The sequence below is a fragment of the Rhodanobacter sp. ANJX3 genome (assembly GCF_014200755.1).
In the GTDB taxonomy this organism is placed as follows: Bacteria; Pseudomonadota; Gammaproteobacteria; order Xanthomonadales; family Rhodanobacteraceae; genus Rhodanobacter.
Map to the genome: position 1 here is coordinate 443,476 of NZ_JACHCM010000003.1, position 18,346 is coordinate 461,821.

At 65.4% G+C, this 18,346-nt stretch carries 10 protein-coding genes; 3 read left to right on the forward strand and 7 right to left on the reverse strand.

Annotated features, from left to right (window positions below; genetic code table 11):
- Positions 1-15: 15 nt before the first annotated feature.
- From HDE76_RS10595 to HDE76_RS10620, 6 genes are all read right to left on the reverse strand, one after another.
- A complete protein-coding gene (locus HDE76_RS10595) occupies positions 16-1,971 on the reverse strand; it encodes an ATP-dependent DNA helicase (RefSeq protein ID WP_184507234.1) in 1,956 nt (651 codons plus the stop codon).
- Positions 1,972-2,029: 58 nt separating this feature from the next.
- A complete protein-coding gene (locus tag HDE76_RS10600) occupies positions 2,030-2,569 on the reverse strand; it encodes a tetratricopeptide repeat protein (protein ID WP_184507238.1) in 540 nt (179 codons plus the stop codon).
- Positions 2,570-2,571: 2 nt separating this feature from the next.
- Complete coding sequence (mrcB, locus tag HDE76_RS10605) at positions 2,572-4,932, reverse strand: penicillin-binding protein 1B (protein ID WP_184507241.1); 2,361 nt, start codon at positions 4,930-4,932, stop codon at positions 2,572-2,574.
- 133 nt (positions 4,933-5,065) lie between these two features.
- A complete protein-coding gene (locus tag HDE76_RS10610; protein ID WP_184507244.1) occupies positions 5,066-5,911 on the reverse strand; it encodes an NAD-dependent epimerase/dehydratase family protein in 846 nt (281 codons plus the stop codon).
- Positions 5,912-5,950: 39 nt separating this feature from the next.
- Positions 5,951-7,687, reverse strand: a complete 1,737-nt coding sequence (locus tag HDE76_RS10615) for a hypothetical protein (RefSeq protein WP_184507247.1) — start codon at positions 7,685-7,687, stop codon at positions 5,951-5,953.
- Between the two features lie 136 nt (positions 7,688-7,823).
- Positions 7,824-9,953, reverse strand: coding sequence for a bifunctional (p)ppGpp synthetase/guanosine-3',5'-bis(diphosphate) 3'-pyrophosphohydrolase (locus HDE76_RS10620; protein WP_184507252.1), 2,130 nt, complete (start codon positions 9,951-9,953; stop codon positions 7,824-7,826).
- 198 nt (positions 9,954-10,151) lie between these two features.
- On the opposite strand from HDE76_RS10620, the gene HDE76_RS10625 reads away from it, so the two are divergent.
- Positions 10,152-10,631, forward strand: a complete 480-nt coding sequence (locus tag HDE76_RS10625; RefSeq protein ID WP_184507255.1) for a hypothetical protein — start codon at positions 10,152-10,154, stop codon at positions 10,629-10,631.
- Positions 10,632-10,662: 31 nt separating this feature from the next.
- Here HDE76_RS10625 and hrpA read toward each other — a convergent pair whose 3' ends face one another.
- On the reverse strand, positions 10,663-14,865 hold the full coding sequence (gene hrpA, locus HDE76_RS10630) for an ATP-dependent RNA helicase HrpA (protein WP_184507259.1): 4,203 nt from the start codon (positions 14,863-14,865) through the stop codon (positions 10,663-10,665).
- Between the two features lie 114 nt (positions 14,866-14,979).
- Between hrpA and HDE76_RS10635 the strand changes: the two genes are divergently transcribed.
- A complete protein-coding gene (locus tag HDE76_RS10635) occupies positions 14,980-15,447 on the forward strand; it encodes a Dps family protein (RefSeq protein ID WP_179477676.1) in 468 nt (155 codons plus the stop codon).
- A gap of 231 nt (positions 15,448-15,678) precedes the next feature.
- Positions 15,679-18,300, forward strand: a complete 2,622-nt coding sequence (locus tag HDE76_RS10640) for a glycosyltransferase family 2 protein (RefSeq protein WP_179477677.1) — start codon at positions 15,679-15,681, stop codon at positions 18,298-18,300.
- Positions 18,301-18,346: the final 46 nt, after the last annotated feature.

Here is an 18,346-nt window from a genome sequence, read left to right on the forward strand (position 1 = left end):
CACGACAACTGTCGATCAGCCTTCCTCACGACCAGAAGCGACCCTCGAAGACACCTCTGCGGCAAAGAAACTCCGCACATCAGCCAACTCCCGCGTGCGCGGCATCGGCGGCAGGCTGGCCAGAAACAGACGTCCATATCCTTTGCTGATCAAACGCGGATCGCACAGCACCAGTACGCCGCGATCGTGCACGTCGCGTATCAGCCGGCCGGCGCCCTGCTTCAGTGCGATCACCGCGTTGGGCACCTGCCAGCCCATGAAGGGATTGATGCCGGATTGTTCCAGCGCCTGCAACCGCGCCATCAGTACCGGATCGTCCGGTGCGGCGAACGGCAGCTTGTCGATCACCACCACGGAAAGCGCCTCGCCGGCCACATCGACACCTTCCCAGAAGCTGGCGGCACCGAGCAGCACGCCGTGGCCGCTGGCGCGAAATTCTTCCAGCAAGCGCGGACGCGGTGCCGTGCCCTGCACGAACAGCGGCCATGGGCACCGATCCTGCAGCAGTTCGGCCGCGCGACGCAGCGCGCGATGCGAGGTGAACAGCAAAAACGCGCGGCCGTTCGACGCGTGCAGCACCGGCAGCACCGCCTCGATGACTTTGTCGGTGTAGTCGCGCGCGTTGGGATCGGGCAGCGGCGGCGGCAGATAGCACAGCGCCTGTCGCGCATAATCGAACGGACTCTGCAGGCTCAGCGTCTGCGGATCGTCCAGACCGATCTGCCTCGCGAAGTGACCGAAGTCGCCAGCGACCGACAGCGTGGCCGAGGTATGGATCCACGCCGCCTGCGTGCGTTCGCGCAGACCGCGCATGGGTTCGGCCAGATCGAGCGGCGTGGCATATAAAACGAAGCCGCGCGGGTAATGCTCATACCAGCGAACGTCGCGATCAGTGTGATCTTCGACGATACGATCGAGTCGACCGATCAACAGCAGCGCGCGCTCGTGCAGGTTGTCGAAGCCGCGCGAGCGCTCGGCCTGCGATGCCAGCAATTCGGCCAGGGTGGAGAGCAGATCGCGCAGATCGCCGAGGGCCGCGTCGACACCCGGTTGGTCTTCCAGCTGCTGAAACGCGCCACGTGCCGGCAGCGCATCCATCGTCAGGCGTAGCTGGCGCACGGCGTTCTGCAGCGCTTCGACCGGCTCCAGCAGCAGGCCGATCGCGCCGGTGATGCCGCTGCATTCGGCCAGCGCGTCCTGCGCCAGTTCGGTGAGCTGGCGCGCGCTGATGCTCTGCGAGAAAAACTGGCCGGCGAGTTCGGGAATCTGATGCGCCTCGTCGAGAATGAAGGCCGCGGCGCCAGGCAGGATTTCGCCGAAGCCTTCCTGTTTCAAGGCGAGATCGGCGAATAGCAGATGGTGATTCACCACCACCACGTCGGCCTCCTGCGCTTCGCGTCGCGCCTTCACCACATGGCAGTCGTCGAAGAACGGACACTCGACACCGAGGCAGTTTTCCGGCGTGGAGGTGACGCGCGGCCACAGCGGCGATTCCTCCGGCACCTCGGCCAGCTCCATGCGATCGCCGCGGCGCGTGCGCGCCGACCATGCGCGAATGGTCGCCAGTTGCGATGCCTGCGTGCGGTCGAAGGTGGCGCCCTCGCGCACGGTCTGGTCGAGCCGGTACAGGCAAAGGTAATTGGAGCGGCCTTTCAGCAGTGCCGTTTTCAGGCGCGAGCCCAGCACCGAGCGCACCTTCGGCAAATCGCGAAAATACAGCTGATCCTGCAGCGCCTTGGTGCCTGTGGAAATGATCACGCGCTCGCCCGACAGCAGCGCCGGCACGAGGTACGCATAGGTTTTGCCGGTGCCGGTGCCGGCCTCGGCGATCAGCGTGTCGCGGCCGGTGATCGCCCGCTGTACGGCGACCGCCATCGTCTGCTGTGCCTCGCGCGGCGCGAAGTTCGGCAACTCGCGGGCAAACGGCCCGTCGGCGCCGAGCAAGGCGCCGATGTCGTCGTGTTCAATCATTCATGCAGTATCGCTTGCCGCGGCGATGCGTCAAAACCACGGCAGCGAATGCGTGACATCAATAGCGCGGCTGGCCCGGCTTGTGGCACTGCTGCACCCACTTGCGCGCGGTCTCGGCGCCAGTCTGATCGTTCTGCTGCAGGCGCATTTCCACTACGGTCTGCCAGTTGCGTGCGCACAGCGGCCCGAGCTTGGGACCGAGCGACCACGACTGATGCGCCAGCTTTTCGGCCAACGGGTAGTCCTTCATCCGCACGGCAATCTCGGCGCGGTCCTGCAGCAGATCGGGCGAGTTCGGGCTGAGCTTGAGAGCCTGATCGAGCTTGGCCGCAGCGTCGGCGTAGCGGCCGGCCTGTTCGTCGCTCTTCGCCGCGTCCTGCAGGCCGGCCACACCGGCGTCGCGCAACGGGTTGACGTCGATCACCGATTTTTCGTGCGCGCCCGCCGCGCGAATCGCGGCGACCAGATCGTAAGTGGGCGGCGTATAAACCGGCTTGGCCGGCACGGTCGGCTGCGGCTCGAACAAGCTGCACGCGCTCAGCGAAACGACGGCGAATGCCAGCAACAGGAATGAAACGGGTTTCGTGACAGGCAGCATGATCAATTCCGGAGCGTGTTATCGGGCGGTGTATCGGGGTTGGGTTGCGGCGACTGCGCGCTACCCGCGGCGGCAGGCTGATCGCTTCCGCCGAACAGGCTTTTCACACCTTGCCAGAAACAGCCCTCGGTGTCCGCAGGCAGCGAGCCCGCCACCACCTCGAACTGACGCGCGCCCTGGCACGAGGACTGCGTCGGCTTGCCGTCGGCCGGATTGATCCATGCCAGCTCGAGGCCCGGTGCCGGCGTCGTCGACAGCGGCTTGGTCGGCAGTTTCTCGAACAGTTCGCGCCACGCGCGCAGGGCACCGGTAGCGCCGAAGAGCACGGTCGGCTTGTTGTCGTCGCGGCCCATCCAGAACACCGCCAGATGCTGGCCGGTGTAGCCGGCGAACCAACTGTCGCGCATGTCGTTGCTGGTGCCGGTTTTGCCGGCCGCATCGAGGCGCGCCAGGTCGGAGTCACCGATCGAATGCGCGGTGCCGAATAGTGTGACCTGCTGCAGCGCCCACGTGGTCAGGCGCACCGCATCCTGATACTCGCCCTGGCCCGTCTGCACCTGATAGCGCTTGATCGTCTGACCGCTGCCATTGACCACACCGCGCACCGCCACCAGCGGCAGCGCGTGGCCGTCGGCGGCGAGGTATTGGTACATCTGCGCCACCTGCAGCGGCGAGAGATCCAGTGCACCGATCAGCAATGAAGGACTCGGGTTGACGTTTTCCAGTCCGAACGATTTCAGGAACGCCTGGATCCGCGGCAGGCCCACGGCGAGGCCGAGATGGATCGTTGCGAGATTCCACGAATGCGCCAGCGCATCGACCATCGGCAGCTGCCCGTGGCTCTGGTTGTCGTCGTTGTGCGGCTCCCAGTAGCTGCCGTCGGGCTGACGCAGGCTGACCGGGCTGTCGTCGAGCAGCGTCGCCAGGTTCCAGCGATCGGGCTGGGTCAGCGCCACCAGATAGACGAAGGGCTTGACCAGCGAACCGATCGGACGCCGCGCATCGATGGCGCGATTGAAGCCCTGCTCGCCAGGCGTGCGGCTGCCGACGACGGCGAGCACGCTACCGGTAGGTGCATCGGTCACTACACCGGCGGCCTGCACCTCGTTCGCGCGCTTGCCCAGACCTTTCAGCGCAGTGGTGATCGCCTGCTCGGCATACAGCTGCGCCGTCGGATCGAGCGTGGTGAAGATCGACAGGTTGCCGTCGCGCAACGACTGCTCGTCGAAGTCGGCGGTGATCTGCGAGCGCACCAGCTCCATAAACGCCGGGAAGCGGTTGTGCGGCAGCTGGCCGTCGCTGATCACGCCCAGCGGCGAGGCCTGTGCGGCATTGGTCTGCGCCGCCGTCAGCAGGCCGGTATTGGCGAATTCCTGGATCACCAGATTGCGCCGCGCCAACGCGCGTTCGGGCGAACGTCGCGGATCGTAGTAGCTCGGCCCTTTGACCATGCCCACCAGCAGGGCGATTTCCTGCGGGCGCAGATCTTCCATTCGGCGACCGAAGTAGAACTCCGCCGCCGCGGCAAAACCATGCACCGCCTGATCGCCCTGCTGGCCGAGGAACACGTCGTTGACGTAGGCCTCAAGGATGCGGCCCTTGCTGTAATGCGCTTCGAGCAGCAGCGACATCAGCGCTTCGTTGAATTTACGGGTGAAGTTCTGATCGCGCGTGAGAAACAAGTTGCGCACCAGCTGCTGGGTCAGCGTCGAGCCACCCTGCACCGTGTGGCCGGCGCGCATATTGGCAAACATCGCACGCGCAATCGCGCTGAAATCGATGCCGATGTGATGCTTGAAGTCGCGATCCTCGACCGCCTGCAGTCCACTGAGCAGTAGCGGCGGCACGTCGGCCAGCTGTACAAAGCGACGTTCTTCCTGCTTGGCTCCGTAGAGCGTAGCTATACGTGCAGGGTCCAGATGCGCCAGCGGAATCGCGTCCTTGGTAACGGCGTCGCGCACCTGCTGCACGCTGCCGTTGCCCAGCGTCACCTCCACGCGCTTGGGCAGTTCGCCCCCGTCCGGGCCGGCATAGCCGCGCGAGGAAATGACGTACGTGGCCCCCCGCTTACTCCAGCTGCCGGCGATTTGACCGCCGTCGCGGCTGTAGCCGGAAAAGGTCAGCTCCAGCTCCAGCGCAGCGGGCGTCATCGGCGTGCCGACAGCCAGCGCCAGCGGACGGGCATAGACACGCGTGGGCACGGCGAACACCAGATCGTTGAAGCGATCCTGCACGCGCTTGTTGAGGATCAGCGTGTACGGCAGCACGAAGCCGAACAACAGACCCATACCGACCCAAACAGGAATCCGCAGCCAGGGCCAGCAGCGGCGCGCGAACGCGCCAAGACGATTCAAAAAATCCAACGTGGGGAAATCCGGCAATCAGGTGCGCCGATCATAAGGCCTGCATCCTCGCGCGCCCATGAACGCAGCAGCCGCTTTGCAGGCAATTTGCGGGCAATCCGTGAAGGGCCTTTACACATTCAAATCTGCGCGCTCAGCGACGCGTTGGCATCCAGACCGAGGCGTCGGGGCGAAACGGTCGCGGATTGATGCCGAGCAGGCGCTGCAGTTCGCCGTTGTCGGCAATCAGATCGGCGTCGAGCCGATGCAGGGGACCGCGAAGTCGCGGCACGCCGTGGCGACCCAGCCGCAACAGCCACGCCGGCAGCGGCAACGGCAACGTGGCGCACGGCAGACTGCGATGCACGCGGGCAAACATTTCGCCCGCAGTCAGCCGCTCGCCGCCGCCGATCGAAAGAATGCGCCCGCCCGAGGCCGGGCAATCCAGCGCGGCGATCACCGCCTGCGCGATATCGTCGGCGTGCACCGGCTGGCGCAGGCCGCGACCGGACGGCAGTGGAAACAGCCGATAGCGCATCGCCCGGTGCGCCATAGGCGTCAGGCTCTTGTCCTTGCCGGCGCCGTAAATCAGCGTGGGTCGCAGCACCGTCCAACTGCAACCGTGACGCGCGCACGCCGCCGCCAACGCGGTCTCGCCGTCGCGCAGCTGGCGCGAAATTTCCCGCTCCGCTGGCACGCTCGAATCGCGCTTGGTTTCGGCGCTCATCGAGCTGGTGGCGATCACGCGCGGCGCGCCGATCAGCGGGTTGTCCGCCAGCCATTGCGCCAGCGCCAGCAGCGGGCCGAAGCTGATGATCGCCGACAACGGCGGCAGTGCCGGCACGGCATCGGGCAGCTGACCGAGCCGCCACTGCGCCGATGACGGTGCACCGGCTGGCGGATGCCGGCTCAGCGCGATAACCAACTCGCCGCGATCGAGTAGGCGCGGCAGCAGAAAATGACCGATCTGGCTGCTTCCCCCGAGAACCAATACGGTCAAGGCGACTTCCTTTGGCTCGAAACCGGCATCATGCGCGGCTCACGGACTGCCCTGCAGACGCGCGGCTAGATCGAGCACGCGCGGCTGGTTGGGAGACAGCTTGCGGGCCCGATCGAGCGACTGCGTCGCACCGACGCGATCGCCATCGCGCAGCTGCTGTTCGGCCTGATCCAGCCATGCGCCGGCCAGGCGATCGCTGAGCGCGCCCTGCGATGCTTCGCCCGGTGCCAGCTCGGCAAGGTTGTCCAGCATATTGCTGGCCTGTCCGAGATTGCCGTTGGCCAGCGCCTGGTTGAACTGTTTTTCAACCTGCACCGGCAGCGCCTGCAAACCCTGCAGCGCGGCCGCGTTGCTGCCGTCGATCACCAGCGCGTTGCGGTACAAATCGTAGGCGCTGTTGCCCGGCGGCAGCATGATGTCACCGCGCGCGGCGGCCACCTGCGCGCGCTTAATCAGACCCGCAACGGCGGCGCTTTGCTGCGGCGAAAGCACGACCGGCGCGGACGGCTGGACAGAATCATCCGGCGAGGCGTTATTCGGATCGGCCGCCTGGGGCGGCGCGCCCTGCGCGGACGCGCCGTTGAGGCGCGCGCGCGCCGCCGCGAGGTCAGCCGATTTTGGCGCCAGCACGGCGGCCTGATCGAGCAGCTGGGTCGCCTGCGCGCTATCGCCGGCGTCGATCGCCGCGCTGGCCTGCACGGTCAGCGCCTGCGCCACCTTGCCCAGTCCCGCGTGCGCCTCGGCATTGTCCAGATCGATCGCTAGTGCCGCCTTGTAATGCGCCAGCGCGGTGTCGTCGCCCTGGCCCACGATGCGGCCGGCGCGAAACGCGTCGGCGCCCTGCTTGAGTTCGGTGTCCAGTGCGCTGTCGTCCTGCTTGCGCGTCTGCGCCTGCTGCGCGCGCAACGCCGGCAGCGCGCCGCTGTTCGGCTGCAGTGCAGCCAGTTCTTCGACCAACGCATTGGCGGTGGTGCTGTCGTTGGCGTCGAACGCCTTGTGCGCCTGCACCGCGAGGGCGTCACCGACCTGATCGAGCCCGTGCGCAGCCACCGCGTTGTTCGGGTCGGCCTGCAGCATCTGCTTGTACAACGCACCGGCGCCGTGCGGCCCTTCGAGCTTGCCGTCGGCCAGCGCCTGCTGCGCCTGATCGACCAGGTCGACGGTTTTCACCTGCGATGAATCCTGCGCTGCGCGCGCCTGCACGATCTGCGCATCGAGCCGGTCGACGTCGCTGCCGCCACCCAGCAGATCGCGAGCCGATGCGGCCTGCTGCGCGGCCTGATCTAGATGGCCGGCCTGCAGCGCGGCATCGGCTTGCGCCAGCTCGGCCTGCCCGACCTGGCGCAAGCCGTCGGTGGCGCGATCGTTATCCGGCTGCAGCGCGATCGCCGACTGGAAAAGTTCGCGCGCGCTGGTGCCGTCTTGGCCGTCCAGATGGCCGGCCTGCAGCGCCTGCTGCGCACGGCTCAATACATCGTTGAGTTCGGTATTGGGCAGTTTGCCGCGCAGCCAGCCTTGGTTGAGCCACGCCGTGGCAATGACGGCGATAAGTGCCAATAGCAGCACCGGCAACAGCCAGCCGCGCCTGCCCCCGGGTCGGTTACGCGAGCGTGCTGGCGGGCCGCCGCCAGGCCGCGCGCTGCGCGCTTCGACCTTGACCTGCGGCAGACCGTCGCTGGCCGGGCCGCGCGGCGAATCCAGGTGATCGATGTCGCCGAGCGTGGGCTCGGTGCGGCGATGGGGATCGGCTTCGTGCTGGTCTCGACGTCCGCTCATGGTTCCGGGGTTTCCAATGAATGGCGGCAGCTTAGCATCGCGCCGCGGGCCTGCTTCGGCTCGAAAAATCGCACGTTCAGCTTGCGCGGCAAGGGCTTTCGACACGGCCGCAACGGCGCGCAGCAATGGCCCTGCGCTAGGCCGTGCCCAGCCGGCGCGCGTCGACCACATTGGGCAGCACGGTCAGTTTGCTCAGCAGGGTGGATAGCTGTTCGAAGTCGCGCACGCGCAGGGTGTAGCGCATTTCCACTTCGCCGGTGTGGGCGAACAGACGGCTGGACGAGGCGATGATGTGCGCATTGGTATTGCTGATGATGCCGGTCACGTCCTTTTGCAGACCCTTGCGGTCGTAACCGCGCACTTCGATGTCGATCTCGTAGGCCTGGTTGGCCGCGTTGCCCCAGCTCACCTCGATGACCCGATCCGGATCGGTGCGCATCAGCCGCGCCAGGCTGGCACAGTCGGCGCGATGCACGGACACGCCGCGACCCTTGGTGACGAAGCCGCGCACCGCATCGCCAGGCAGCGGTTGGCAGCAGCGCGCCAGCGTGGTGAGCAGGTTGCCGACGCCTTCGATGCTCAGCGCGCTGTGATCGAGCGATGACGGCCGCGCGACGTATGCCGGCGCCGGCGCGACAGGCGCCGCCGGCGGCTGCGCGGCTTCCTGCAGTACGCGCGAAATCTGCCCGGGCAGCAGTTCGCCGAGCGCCAGCGCGACCAGCAGCTCCTCGTGATTCTTCAGATGAAAGTGCGCCGGCAGCTTGGCGATATCCATGCTCGGCAGCGCCAGCCGCTTCATTTCGCGCTCGAACATCGTGCGGCCCACGGCAACGTTGGCGTCATGCGCGATGCGCCGGAACCACGCCCGCACCTTGTCCTTCGCCCGCGCCGTGGTGAGATAGCCGTGATGCGGCGACAGCCAGTCGCGGCTGGGCTCGCCCAGTTTGGTGGTCAGTATTTCGACCCGATCGCCGCTCTGCGGCTGAAACGTCAGCGGCACGATGCGGCCGTTGACCTTGGCGCCGCGGCAACGATGGCCGACTTCGGTATGCACGAGGTACGCGAAATCCAGCACCGTCGCGCCGTGCGCCAGATCGAAAATCTCGCCTTTGGGCGTCAGCAGGTAGACGCGGTCTTCGAGCAGCTCGCTGTGCAGGTCGGCGGCCAGCGCGCTGTCGTCTTCGCCGCGCGGTTCGAGCAGCTTGCGCATCCAGGCGATCTTCGCCTCGAACTCGACGTCGCTGCTGCCGCCCTCTTTATAACGCCAGTGCGCGGCCACGCCCAGCTCGTTGGCGTGATGCATTTCGTGCGTGCGGATCTGCACCTCCAGCGTCTTGCCGGCTGGTCCGAGCACGGCCGTGTGCAGCGAGCGGTAGCCGTTGGCCTTGGGCCGCGCGATGTAGTCGTCGAACTCGCCGGGCAAGTGCGGCCAGCGCGCATGCACCAGGCCGAGCGCCGCATAGCAGTCGGCCACGCTGTCGACCAGGATGCGCACCGCGCGGATGTCGTACAGGTCGGAAAAATCCAGCGACTTGCGCTGCATCTTTTTCCAGATCGAATAGATGTGCTTCGGACGGCCGGCCAGATCGGCGCGGATGCCTGCGGCCTCCAGCGTCTGGCCCAGCTCGGTCAGCGCCTCGCGAATGAACTTTTCGCGATCGCCGCGGCGCTCGTCGAGCAGCTTGGCGATGCGCCGGTAGACATCCGGCTGCAGGAAGCGAAAGGCCAGATCCTCCAGTTCCCACTTCAGCTGCCAGATGCCGAGACGGTTGGCCAGCGGCGCATGGATGTCGCGGGTCAGCCGCGCCAGCGCAGCGCTTTGTTCGACCGGCAGATCCACCGCGGCGCGCATCCGGGCCAACTGCCGCGCCAGCAAAACGAACACCACGCGCAGATCGCGCACGATCGCCAGCAGCAGTCGACGCAAACCTTCCGTCGCCTTGTCCGGCGCATGCTGGGCGTGCAACGCCCACACCTGTTCTGCCGCCTGCTGGCCGTCGACCAGCCGCTTCAGTTCTGCCGGCAACGTAACGCTCTGCGCCTTCCATGCCGCCGGCGCTGCGCGCGCCAGCTCGAACCACAGTGCAGCCGCCTGGGTCTGCGCATCGCAGCCCAGTAGCTCGAGCAGGTCCAGCACGTCGCAGCATTCCACTTCGGGCAAGTGCTGCGACGAGCAGGCATCCAACGCTGCCGCCATCGCGGGCGACAGCTGGCCGGCGCGATCGCGCCAGTGCTGCAGGCTGGAGGGTTTGACGACTGACGGCACGAAACGATAAGTCCTTGAGCTAGGTAAGCATATTAGCCGTTGGTCGACAGGATGGGCCGCACGTTCGCCCCATCTCGCGAAGACATTCTGTGTCGACGCTTGGCTTACGGGTGATTTACCGCGCAGAATCGCACATCGGCTCATGCTTTAGACCCGCCTGTTTCGCCCACGCCTGTCCGCTATCCAAGGATCCATTCCATGATGATTCGACTGCGCTTCACCCTTTTGTCGGCAGCTCTCGCCCTGTGCTGCCTGTCCGTACACGCCCAGCAGACCGACGGTCTGCAGCAACGCATGAGCGCCGAAGAGTTCAAGGCCGCCGGTCTGGACAAGCTGTCGCCGCAGGAGCTGCAGAATCTGGACGGTTGGCTCAGTGCACATGCCAAGGTCAAGGTGACCACTCGCGTTGTCACCGAAAGCGGCAAGCCGGTCTTTTATCCCGAGCAGGGCAAGCGCGGCAAAATTTACGCGCATCTGGTCGGACATTTCGGTGGGTGGTCTGTCGGCAGAGAATTGACGCTGGACAATGGCCAGGTTTGGAAACAGGTCGGCAGCGACAGCCCGTCCTGCCTGACTTCGGACAATCCTTCGGTCAAGATCAAGCCATCGCTCATGGGTACCTGGTTGATGTTCGTCAATGGCTGCAACGACGATGCACACGTTGAGCGGGTCAAGTAAAGCCAAACCACGCCTCGATATCAGTTAGGTATCAGTCCAGCGCTGCCAGCGCTTTTGCCAACCGCTTCGCCGATACCGGCTCGGCGGTTTTCAACTCCTGCGCGAACAGCGACACGCGCCATTCCTCGATAAGCCAGCGCAGTTCGGCAAGATCGGTGTCGCTGACGCCGGCGGAACGATGTTTCAAGTATTCGCGCCAATACGGCAGGACCTGCAGCAGGCGCTGCTGGTCCTTGGCCGGGTCTTGCTGCAAGCGTTCGGCGCGCAGACGCATCGCTTTGAGATAACGCGGGAAATGCAGCAGCCGCGTCAGCGGCAGCTCGCGCAGAAAGCCCGGGCTGAGCAGACTGTCGAGCTGCTCGTGCAGGTCGTCGTAGCTGGCCTTGGCGAAGCCCAGCAACGGCGGCTGCAGCCATGGCCTGAGCTCGGCCTGCGCCTCGATGATCGGCTCGGCCAGCTTCAGTCGCTCGACGCCGGCGGCGAACAGTTCGCGCGCGCACTGCGTGCGCAGCGCTTCGAAGGCGCCGGCCGTTCGGACGTCCAGATCGTGTCGCGCCAACAGATCGTCGAAGCCACCTTCGAGCAGATCCTCACGCAGACCATCGACACCGCCCATCGGCCGCTCCTGCGCATCATGCGCCCGATCTTTGGGTGTCCCTTTTTGGAGCGCTCGCGGCACTCGGCCATCCATGGCCAGCGGCGCATATTTGAGCGCCAGCGCATTGCCGACCGGCAATCGACGCCGCGCCTGCTTCGCATCGCTGGCCAGCGCATTGCGCAGCAGCCGGATGACGCCCTGTCGATGGGCTTGCGCAGCTTCGTCGCTGCGCTCGAACACCCGCAGCGCCACGGTTTCGCCGAGATCCACCAGCGCCGGAAAAGCCATCAGGCCGCCGTCGGACTGCACGCGCGCCGGTATCTCCTCGAAATCCCAGGTAGCTACCTCTTCTCGCGTGAGCTCGATATCGGTCTTGCGCGAAAATGCCTCGCGTGCCTGGCCCTCCCACTGCCGCCGCAGCGCTACCAGATCACGGCTGGTCGCCAAGGTACGACCCTTCGAGTCGTCGCCTTCGTGCAGGCGGTAGCGCATCGAGAAATGCGCCGGCAGTTCGACCGCAGCAAAGTCAGCAGCACTGATCTGCACGCCGGTCGCGCGCTTGAGAAATGCCGCCAGCGCTTTCGCCAGCGGCTCATCACGCGGCGACTCGGCTTCGATAAACGCGTGCGCAAAATCCGGGGCGGGCACAAAATTGCGCCGCAGCGGTTTGGGCAGGCCGCGGATCAGCTCGGCCACTTTTTCACCGAGCAGACCCGGCACCAACCACTCGCAGCGCGCGGTCGGCAGCGCGTTCAACATCGCCAGCGGCAGGTGAAGCGTGACGCCATCGGCTTCGTCGCCGGGCGTGAAGCGGTATTCGAGGCGGTATCGCTTCGGTGGAATCTCCAGCATCGCCGGAAAGGCCCTGGCATCGAGCCCAAGCCCACCCACCATCACATCATCCAGCGACCAGCGCAGCGCGGCCTGCTCGGCTGGGCGCGCCTTGCGATACCACGCGTCGAGCGCACGGCTGCTGGCGATCTCCTCGGGAATTTTGCCTTCAAAGAAAGCGACCAGATCGTCTTCGTGCCGGATCAGGCCCTCGCGTCGCTGCTTCGCCTCGATGCCGAGGGCTTCCTCGAGCACGCGCTGGTTGGCGCGCACAAAGTCCGCCCGACTTTCGATATCGCCGCGGGTCAGCGCTTCGCGCAGGAAGATCGCGTGCGCCAGCGGCGGATCCTGCAGCTGAAACGTCACCGGCCGCTTCTCGACCAGCACCAGCCCGAACAGGCTGACCTGTTCGTACGCCACCACGCAGCCACGCTTCTTCGACCAGTGCGCGTCGCGGCAGCTGGCGCGCAGCAGATGCGCCGCCTGCTGCTCGATCCACAGCGGTTCGATACGCGCATTCATCATGCCCCACACGCGACCGCCCACATCCAGGATCTGCGCGGAAAAAATCCAGGCGGGCGGCACTTTCGACAAAGAGGAACCCGGAAAAACGTGAAACTTTCTTTCGCGCGTGCTGCGATACACGCCCTTGTCGTCCTTGTGGCCGACCTGCGTCGGCAGCCCCGCAAGCAGGCTGCGATGCACCGACTCGAATAGCGCCTCGCCCTTGTCGACCGGCTTGGCACCCGGCACGGCGGCGTCCTGCCCAGCAGAATCGGTTGCACCATGATGCGCCGGTGCCTGAAAGACTTTCGCCGCGGGCTTTTCGGCCACGGCCGGCGCGCGCCGGCCGTGTCGACGGCGTCCCGATGCCTGCGACTGGCCGGCTTCCTGCCGCGGCGCGCGGGCGGCAACGTCATCGGCGGTCGCCGCGCCACCTTGCCGCCAACCCAACTCCTGAATCACCAGCAACAGCTGCCGATGCAGCTCGCGCCACTCGCGCATGCGCATAAAGCTAAGAAAGTGGCGCGAGCACCAGTCGCGCAGCTTGGACTGGGTCAGCTCTTCGTGCACGTCGTGATAGGCGCGCCACAGATTCAGCACGCCGACGAAGTCGGACTTCGGGTCGGCAAACAGCGCGTGCGCCGCGTCGGCCTGCTGGCGCGCATCGGCCGGGCGCTCGCGCGGATCCTGCACGCTGAGAAAGCTCACAATGGTCAGCACGTCGCGCAGAGAACCAAGCTTCTCGCCTTCGACCAGCATGCGCGCCAGCTGCACGTCGATCGGAATTTTCGCCAGCATGCGGCCGATGGCAGTGAGCTTGCGCGACTCGTCGATGGCCGAAATTTCGGCCAGCCGGCGATAGCCGTCGGTAACCACGCGCGGATCGGGGGCGTCGAGAAACGGGAAGTCTTCCACTTCGCCCAGCTGCAGGGCGAGCATGCGCAGAATCACATTGGCCAGCGACGAGCGCAGCAGCTCGGGATCGGCAAATTCGGCCCGGCTGGCGAAGTCGGCCTCGTCGTAAAGCCGGTAGCAAATGCCGGCCGACACGCGGCCGCAGCGGCCCTTGCGCTGGTCGGCCGCCGCCTGGGCAATCGGCTCGACGTGCAGCCGCTCGAGCTGGCTGCGCTGGCTGTAACGCTTGACTCGCGCGGTGCCTGTATCGATCACGTAGCGGATGCGCGGCACCGTCAACGAGGTTTCGGCTACGTTGGTGGCCAGGACCACGCGGCGCTTGTTGCCGGGTTTGAACACGCGATCCTGATCACCCGCCGACAGCCGCGCGTACAGCGGCAGAATCTCGGTTTCTCGATACTGCCGACGTGAGAGCAGCAGGTGCGCGTCGCGGATCTCGCGCTCGCCGGGCAGAAACACCAGCACGTCGCCGCGCGGATCGTCGTGGCTGATTTCATCCAGCACCGCCGCGATATGTTCGGCGCTGCCCTGCTGCATGTCCCGGCTGCCGCGCGAAGATTCGGACGCCGCGCCAATCTGATCGAGCGAGCGCCAGCGCACTTCCACCGGAAATGCGCGGCCTTCCACCGAGACGATCGGCGCACCCTCGAAATGCTCGGCGAAACGGGCCGTGTCGATGGTCGCCGAGGTGACGATAATCTTCAGCTCGGGACGCTTTCTTGCCAGCCGCTTCAGATAGCCCAGCAGAAAATCGATGTTGAGGCTGCGCTCGTGCGCCTCGTCGATGATGATGGTGTCGTAGTGGCTGAGCCAGGGATCGCCCTGCGTTTCGGCCAGCAGAATGCCGTCGGTCATGAACTTGATCAGGCTGCGCTCGGACACCTGATCGTTGAAGCGCACCTGGAAGCCGACGATCTCGCCGAGCGGCGTGTTCAGCTCCTCGGCCACACGTCGAGCCACCGATCGTGCGGCCAGCCGGCGCGGCTGGGTGCAGCCGATCATGCCCGCCTCGCCGCGGCCAGCGGCCAAACACAGCTTGGGCAGCTGGGTGGTTTTGCCCGAGCCGGTCTCGCCGGCGATCACGACCACCTGATGTTTGCGGATGAGTTCGATGATGTCGTCAGCGCGCGCAGTGATCGGCAGCGACTCGTCCAGCGTGATCGCCGGCTTGGCCGCCGCACGGGCGCGACGCCTTGCCGCAGACGCTTCGATATCAGCAGCAAGCGAAGCCAGCCTGTTTTCATCATCCGGACGACGGGACAGGCCGCGCCAGCGTCCCAGCAGCCGGCCGAAATCGCGGCTGCTTGCGCCGTCGAGCGCCCGGCGCAGGTCGCGCAGGCGGCTATCGGCAGCAGAGTTGGCTTGTGGCTTGGCGGTGTTATTCATGAAGCCGCACATCATAGCCGGTGACTATCGGCGACATCGGCACGATTCATTTCCTTCGTGCGCTCGCAGCGGCTAATGTGAGCGCTACAGATTTCACATCGGAAGGAGCAACACATGGCCATTTCCATAGGTATCGACAAAAAAGATCGCGAAGCGATCGCCAAGCACCTGTCCAAGCTGCTGGCCGATACGTACTCGCTCTATCTGAAGACCCACAGCTTCCACTGGAACGTCACCGGCCCGCAGTTCAACTCGCTGCACGCCATGTTCGAAGTGCAATACAACGAGCTGTGGCTGGCCGCCGACGAAGTCGCCGAGCGCATCCGCACGCTCGACGTGGCCGCGCCGGGCTCCTACAGCCAGTTCGGCAAGCTCACCTCGATCAAGGAAGAGGCCGGCGTGCCGGACTGGAAGGAGATGGTCGCCCAGCTCGTCGAGGGCCACGAGATCGCCGCGCACACCGCTCGCGAGACCATCAAGGCCGCCGATGGCCCCGGCGACGAGGGCACGGCCGACATGGTCACTGGCCGCCTGAAAGAGCACGAGAAAACCGCCTGGATGCTGCGCTCACTGCTGAAATAAACAGCCGACACAGCTCTCGCTTAGCCACAGAACGGCGCCATCATGCGATGGCGCCGTTTTTCATGTCCGCCGCCGACGGCGCCCGCGGGGGGCACGGCTGCTACGGCTCTTTCCCGACCCGTCCTGACCTCGCGCTGACCATCTTAGACAAGCTTGGTTGAGCCTACCTCCCGGTATTGGTTAAGCTTCCTGAGCTTATGCGCTTCAACGCAGGCTTTTTCGGGAATTTTTTTGAGCGCCACGGCAGCAAACCAAGACAGCAAGTACCCGCTTCTCTCCGCCCTGGCGATTGCGCTGGTCGTGGCCGCCCTGAATATCGGCTTGTGGTGGTGGGGCAACCTGCCCAACGGGCCGGGCGACTGGCATGGTCAGATCGGCGGTTTCTCTTACTCCGGCTTCCAGCGCTATCAGAGCCCGTTCAACCACGACTTTCCCAGCGACGAGCAGATCGATAACGATCTGAAGCTGCTCAGCCACTACACCTCGCGCATCGCGACCTACTCGATGGTCGAGAACCCGCAGGTCACTCGACTGGCCGAAAAGCAGGGTCTTAAGGTGATGGCCGGCGCACAGATTCTGAAAGGTCTGGACGGTAACGAGAAAGAGATCGACGCGCTGATTGCCCAGGCCCGCCGCTACCCGGGTACGATCGATCGGGTCATCGTGGGCAACGAAGTTCTGTTCCGAAACGACCTTACGCCCGAACAGATGATGGCCTATGCCGACCGGGTGCGCGCCGCGCTGCACCAGCCGGTATCCATCGCCGAACCCGACTACATCTGGCTGAAGTATCCCGAGCTGGCCGACCACGTCGACTTCATCACCATCCATCTGTTCCCGTTCTGGAACGGCGTGACCGTATCCAGCGGTGAAGACGGCCAGTCCGACGCGGTTGGGCAGGCGCTCGGCGCCTATCACGCGATCCAGCAGCGCTTTCCGAACAAGCACATCGTGGTCGGCGAAATCGGCTGGCCGTCCGCCGGCGATCGCCAGAAGCAGTCCTATCCGTCGATCTCCAACGAGGCGATCTTCGACCGCCTGTGGCTGAACGAGGCCAAGAAAGAGAACATCGACTACTACCTGTTCGAAGCCTTCGACCAGCCGTGGAAAGAAAATCTCGGTGAAGGCCGCACCGGCGCCTACTGGGGCGTGTTCAACGCCGATCGCCAACTGAAGTTCCCCCTGACCGGCCCGATCATCGAGGACACCAGCTGGCCGTGGAAGGCGCTGGCTGCGAGCCTTTTGGCACTGCTGCCGATGATCTGGTTCGCCCGTCGCTTCAGCCGCTTCAAGCCGATGGGCCGGCTGTTTTTCTGCGCCTTGATCCAGCTGGCCTGCGGGCTGCTGACCTGGTCGGCGACGCTGCCGTTCAACTTCTATCTGAGCTGGATCGACTGGACCATGCTGGCCCTGCTGTTCCCGGCGCAGATCGCGATCCTGGCCATTTTGCTGATCAACGGCTTCGAATTCACCGAAGTGCTGTGGCGCCGCCAGTGGGTGCGCAGTGCCGGCATGCTGCGGCCGGATCGCCCGGAAAAGCAGCCGTTCGTGTCGATCCATCTGGCCTGTTACAACGAGCCGCCGGAGATGGTCATCATCACGCTCGATTCGCTGGCCGCGCTCGACTACGCCAACTTCGAAGTGCTGGTGATCGACAACAACACCAAGAATCCGGACGTGTGGAAACCGGTGCAGGCGTACTGCGAGCAGCTCGGCAAGCGCTTCCGCTTCTTCCATCTGGAACCGTGGCCAGGCTTCAAAGCCGGCGCGCTGAACTTCGGCCTGAAGGAAACCGACCCCGCCGCCGACGTGGTGGCGGTGATCGACGCCGACTACGAGGTGCGCAGCGACTGGCTGGCCACGCTCACCGGCCACTTTCACGATCCAAAGGTCGCCGTGGTGCAGTGCCCGCAGGCGCATCGCGAGTTCGAGAACAATACGTTCCGCCGCATGACCGCGTGGGAATACGATGGCTTCTTCCGCATCGGCATGCATCACCGCAACGAGCGCAACGCGATCATCCAGCACGGCACCATGACCATGGTGCGACGTTCGGCGCTGGAAGGCACCGGCGGCTGGTCGGAATGGACGATCTGCGAGGACGCCGAGCTCGGCCTGCGCCTGATGCACTCCGGCTACGACCTGGTCTACGTCGACGAGCTGATGGGCAAGGGTCTGACCCCGGCCGACTTCAAGGCGTACAAGAGCCAGCGCTACCGCTGGGCCTTCGGCGCGATGCAGATCCTCAAGGGCCGCTGGCGCTGGATGACCAAGCCGGGCCCCCTGTCTGGCGGTCAGCGCTTCCACTTCCTCACCGGCTGGTTCAGCTGGTTCGCCGATGCGCTGCATCTGCTTTTCAGCCTGATGGCGATTTTCTGGACCGCCGGCATGGTCGCTTTCCCCGAACTGTTCAGCCTGCCGATGCAGCTGTTCCTGATTCCGATCATCGGCTTCTTCTTCGCCAAGGCGATCTTCGGCATCGTGTTGTATCGCGCTCGCGTTCCTTGCAGCTGGTACGACACGCTGATGGCCTCGCTGGCCAGCATGGGCCTGAGCCATGCGATCGCGCGCGGCATCCTGCACGGTCTCACGCGCGAAAAAACCTCCTTCGTGGTGACCGCAAAGAGTCGGCGCCTGGGCGAATCGAGCTTCGCGGCGTTTGCACCGGTGCGCGAGGAAATGATGATGGCCTTCGCCATCAGCATGTGCGTGGTCGGCATCGCCATGGGCTACGCCTCGCATCTCATCGAAGGCAAGCTGTGGATCTTCATCCTGTGCGCGCAGTCGATTCCGTATTTCTCGGCCGTGGCCGGTGCATGGATCGCCCATCGGGCCGGCGACAAGGCCGGTTGAACGCCCGCCGCCAGGTCGCGCGTCCATGACTCGACTGCCGGCTGCC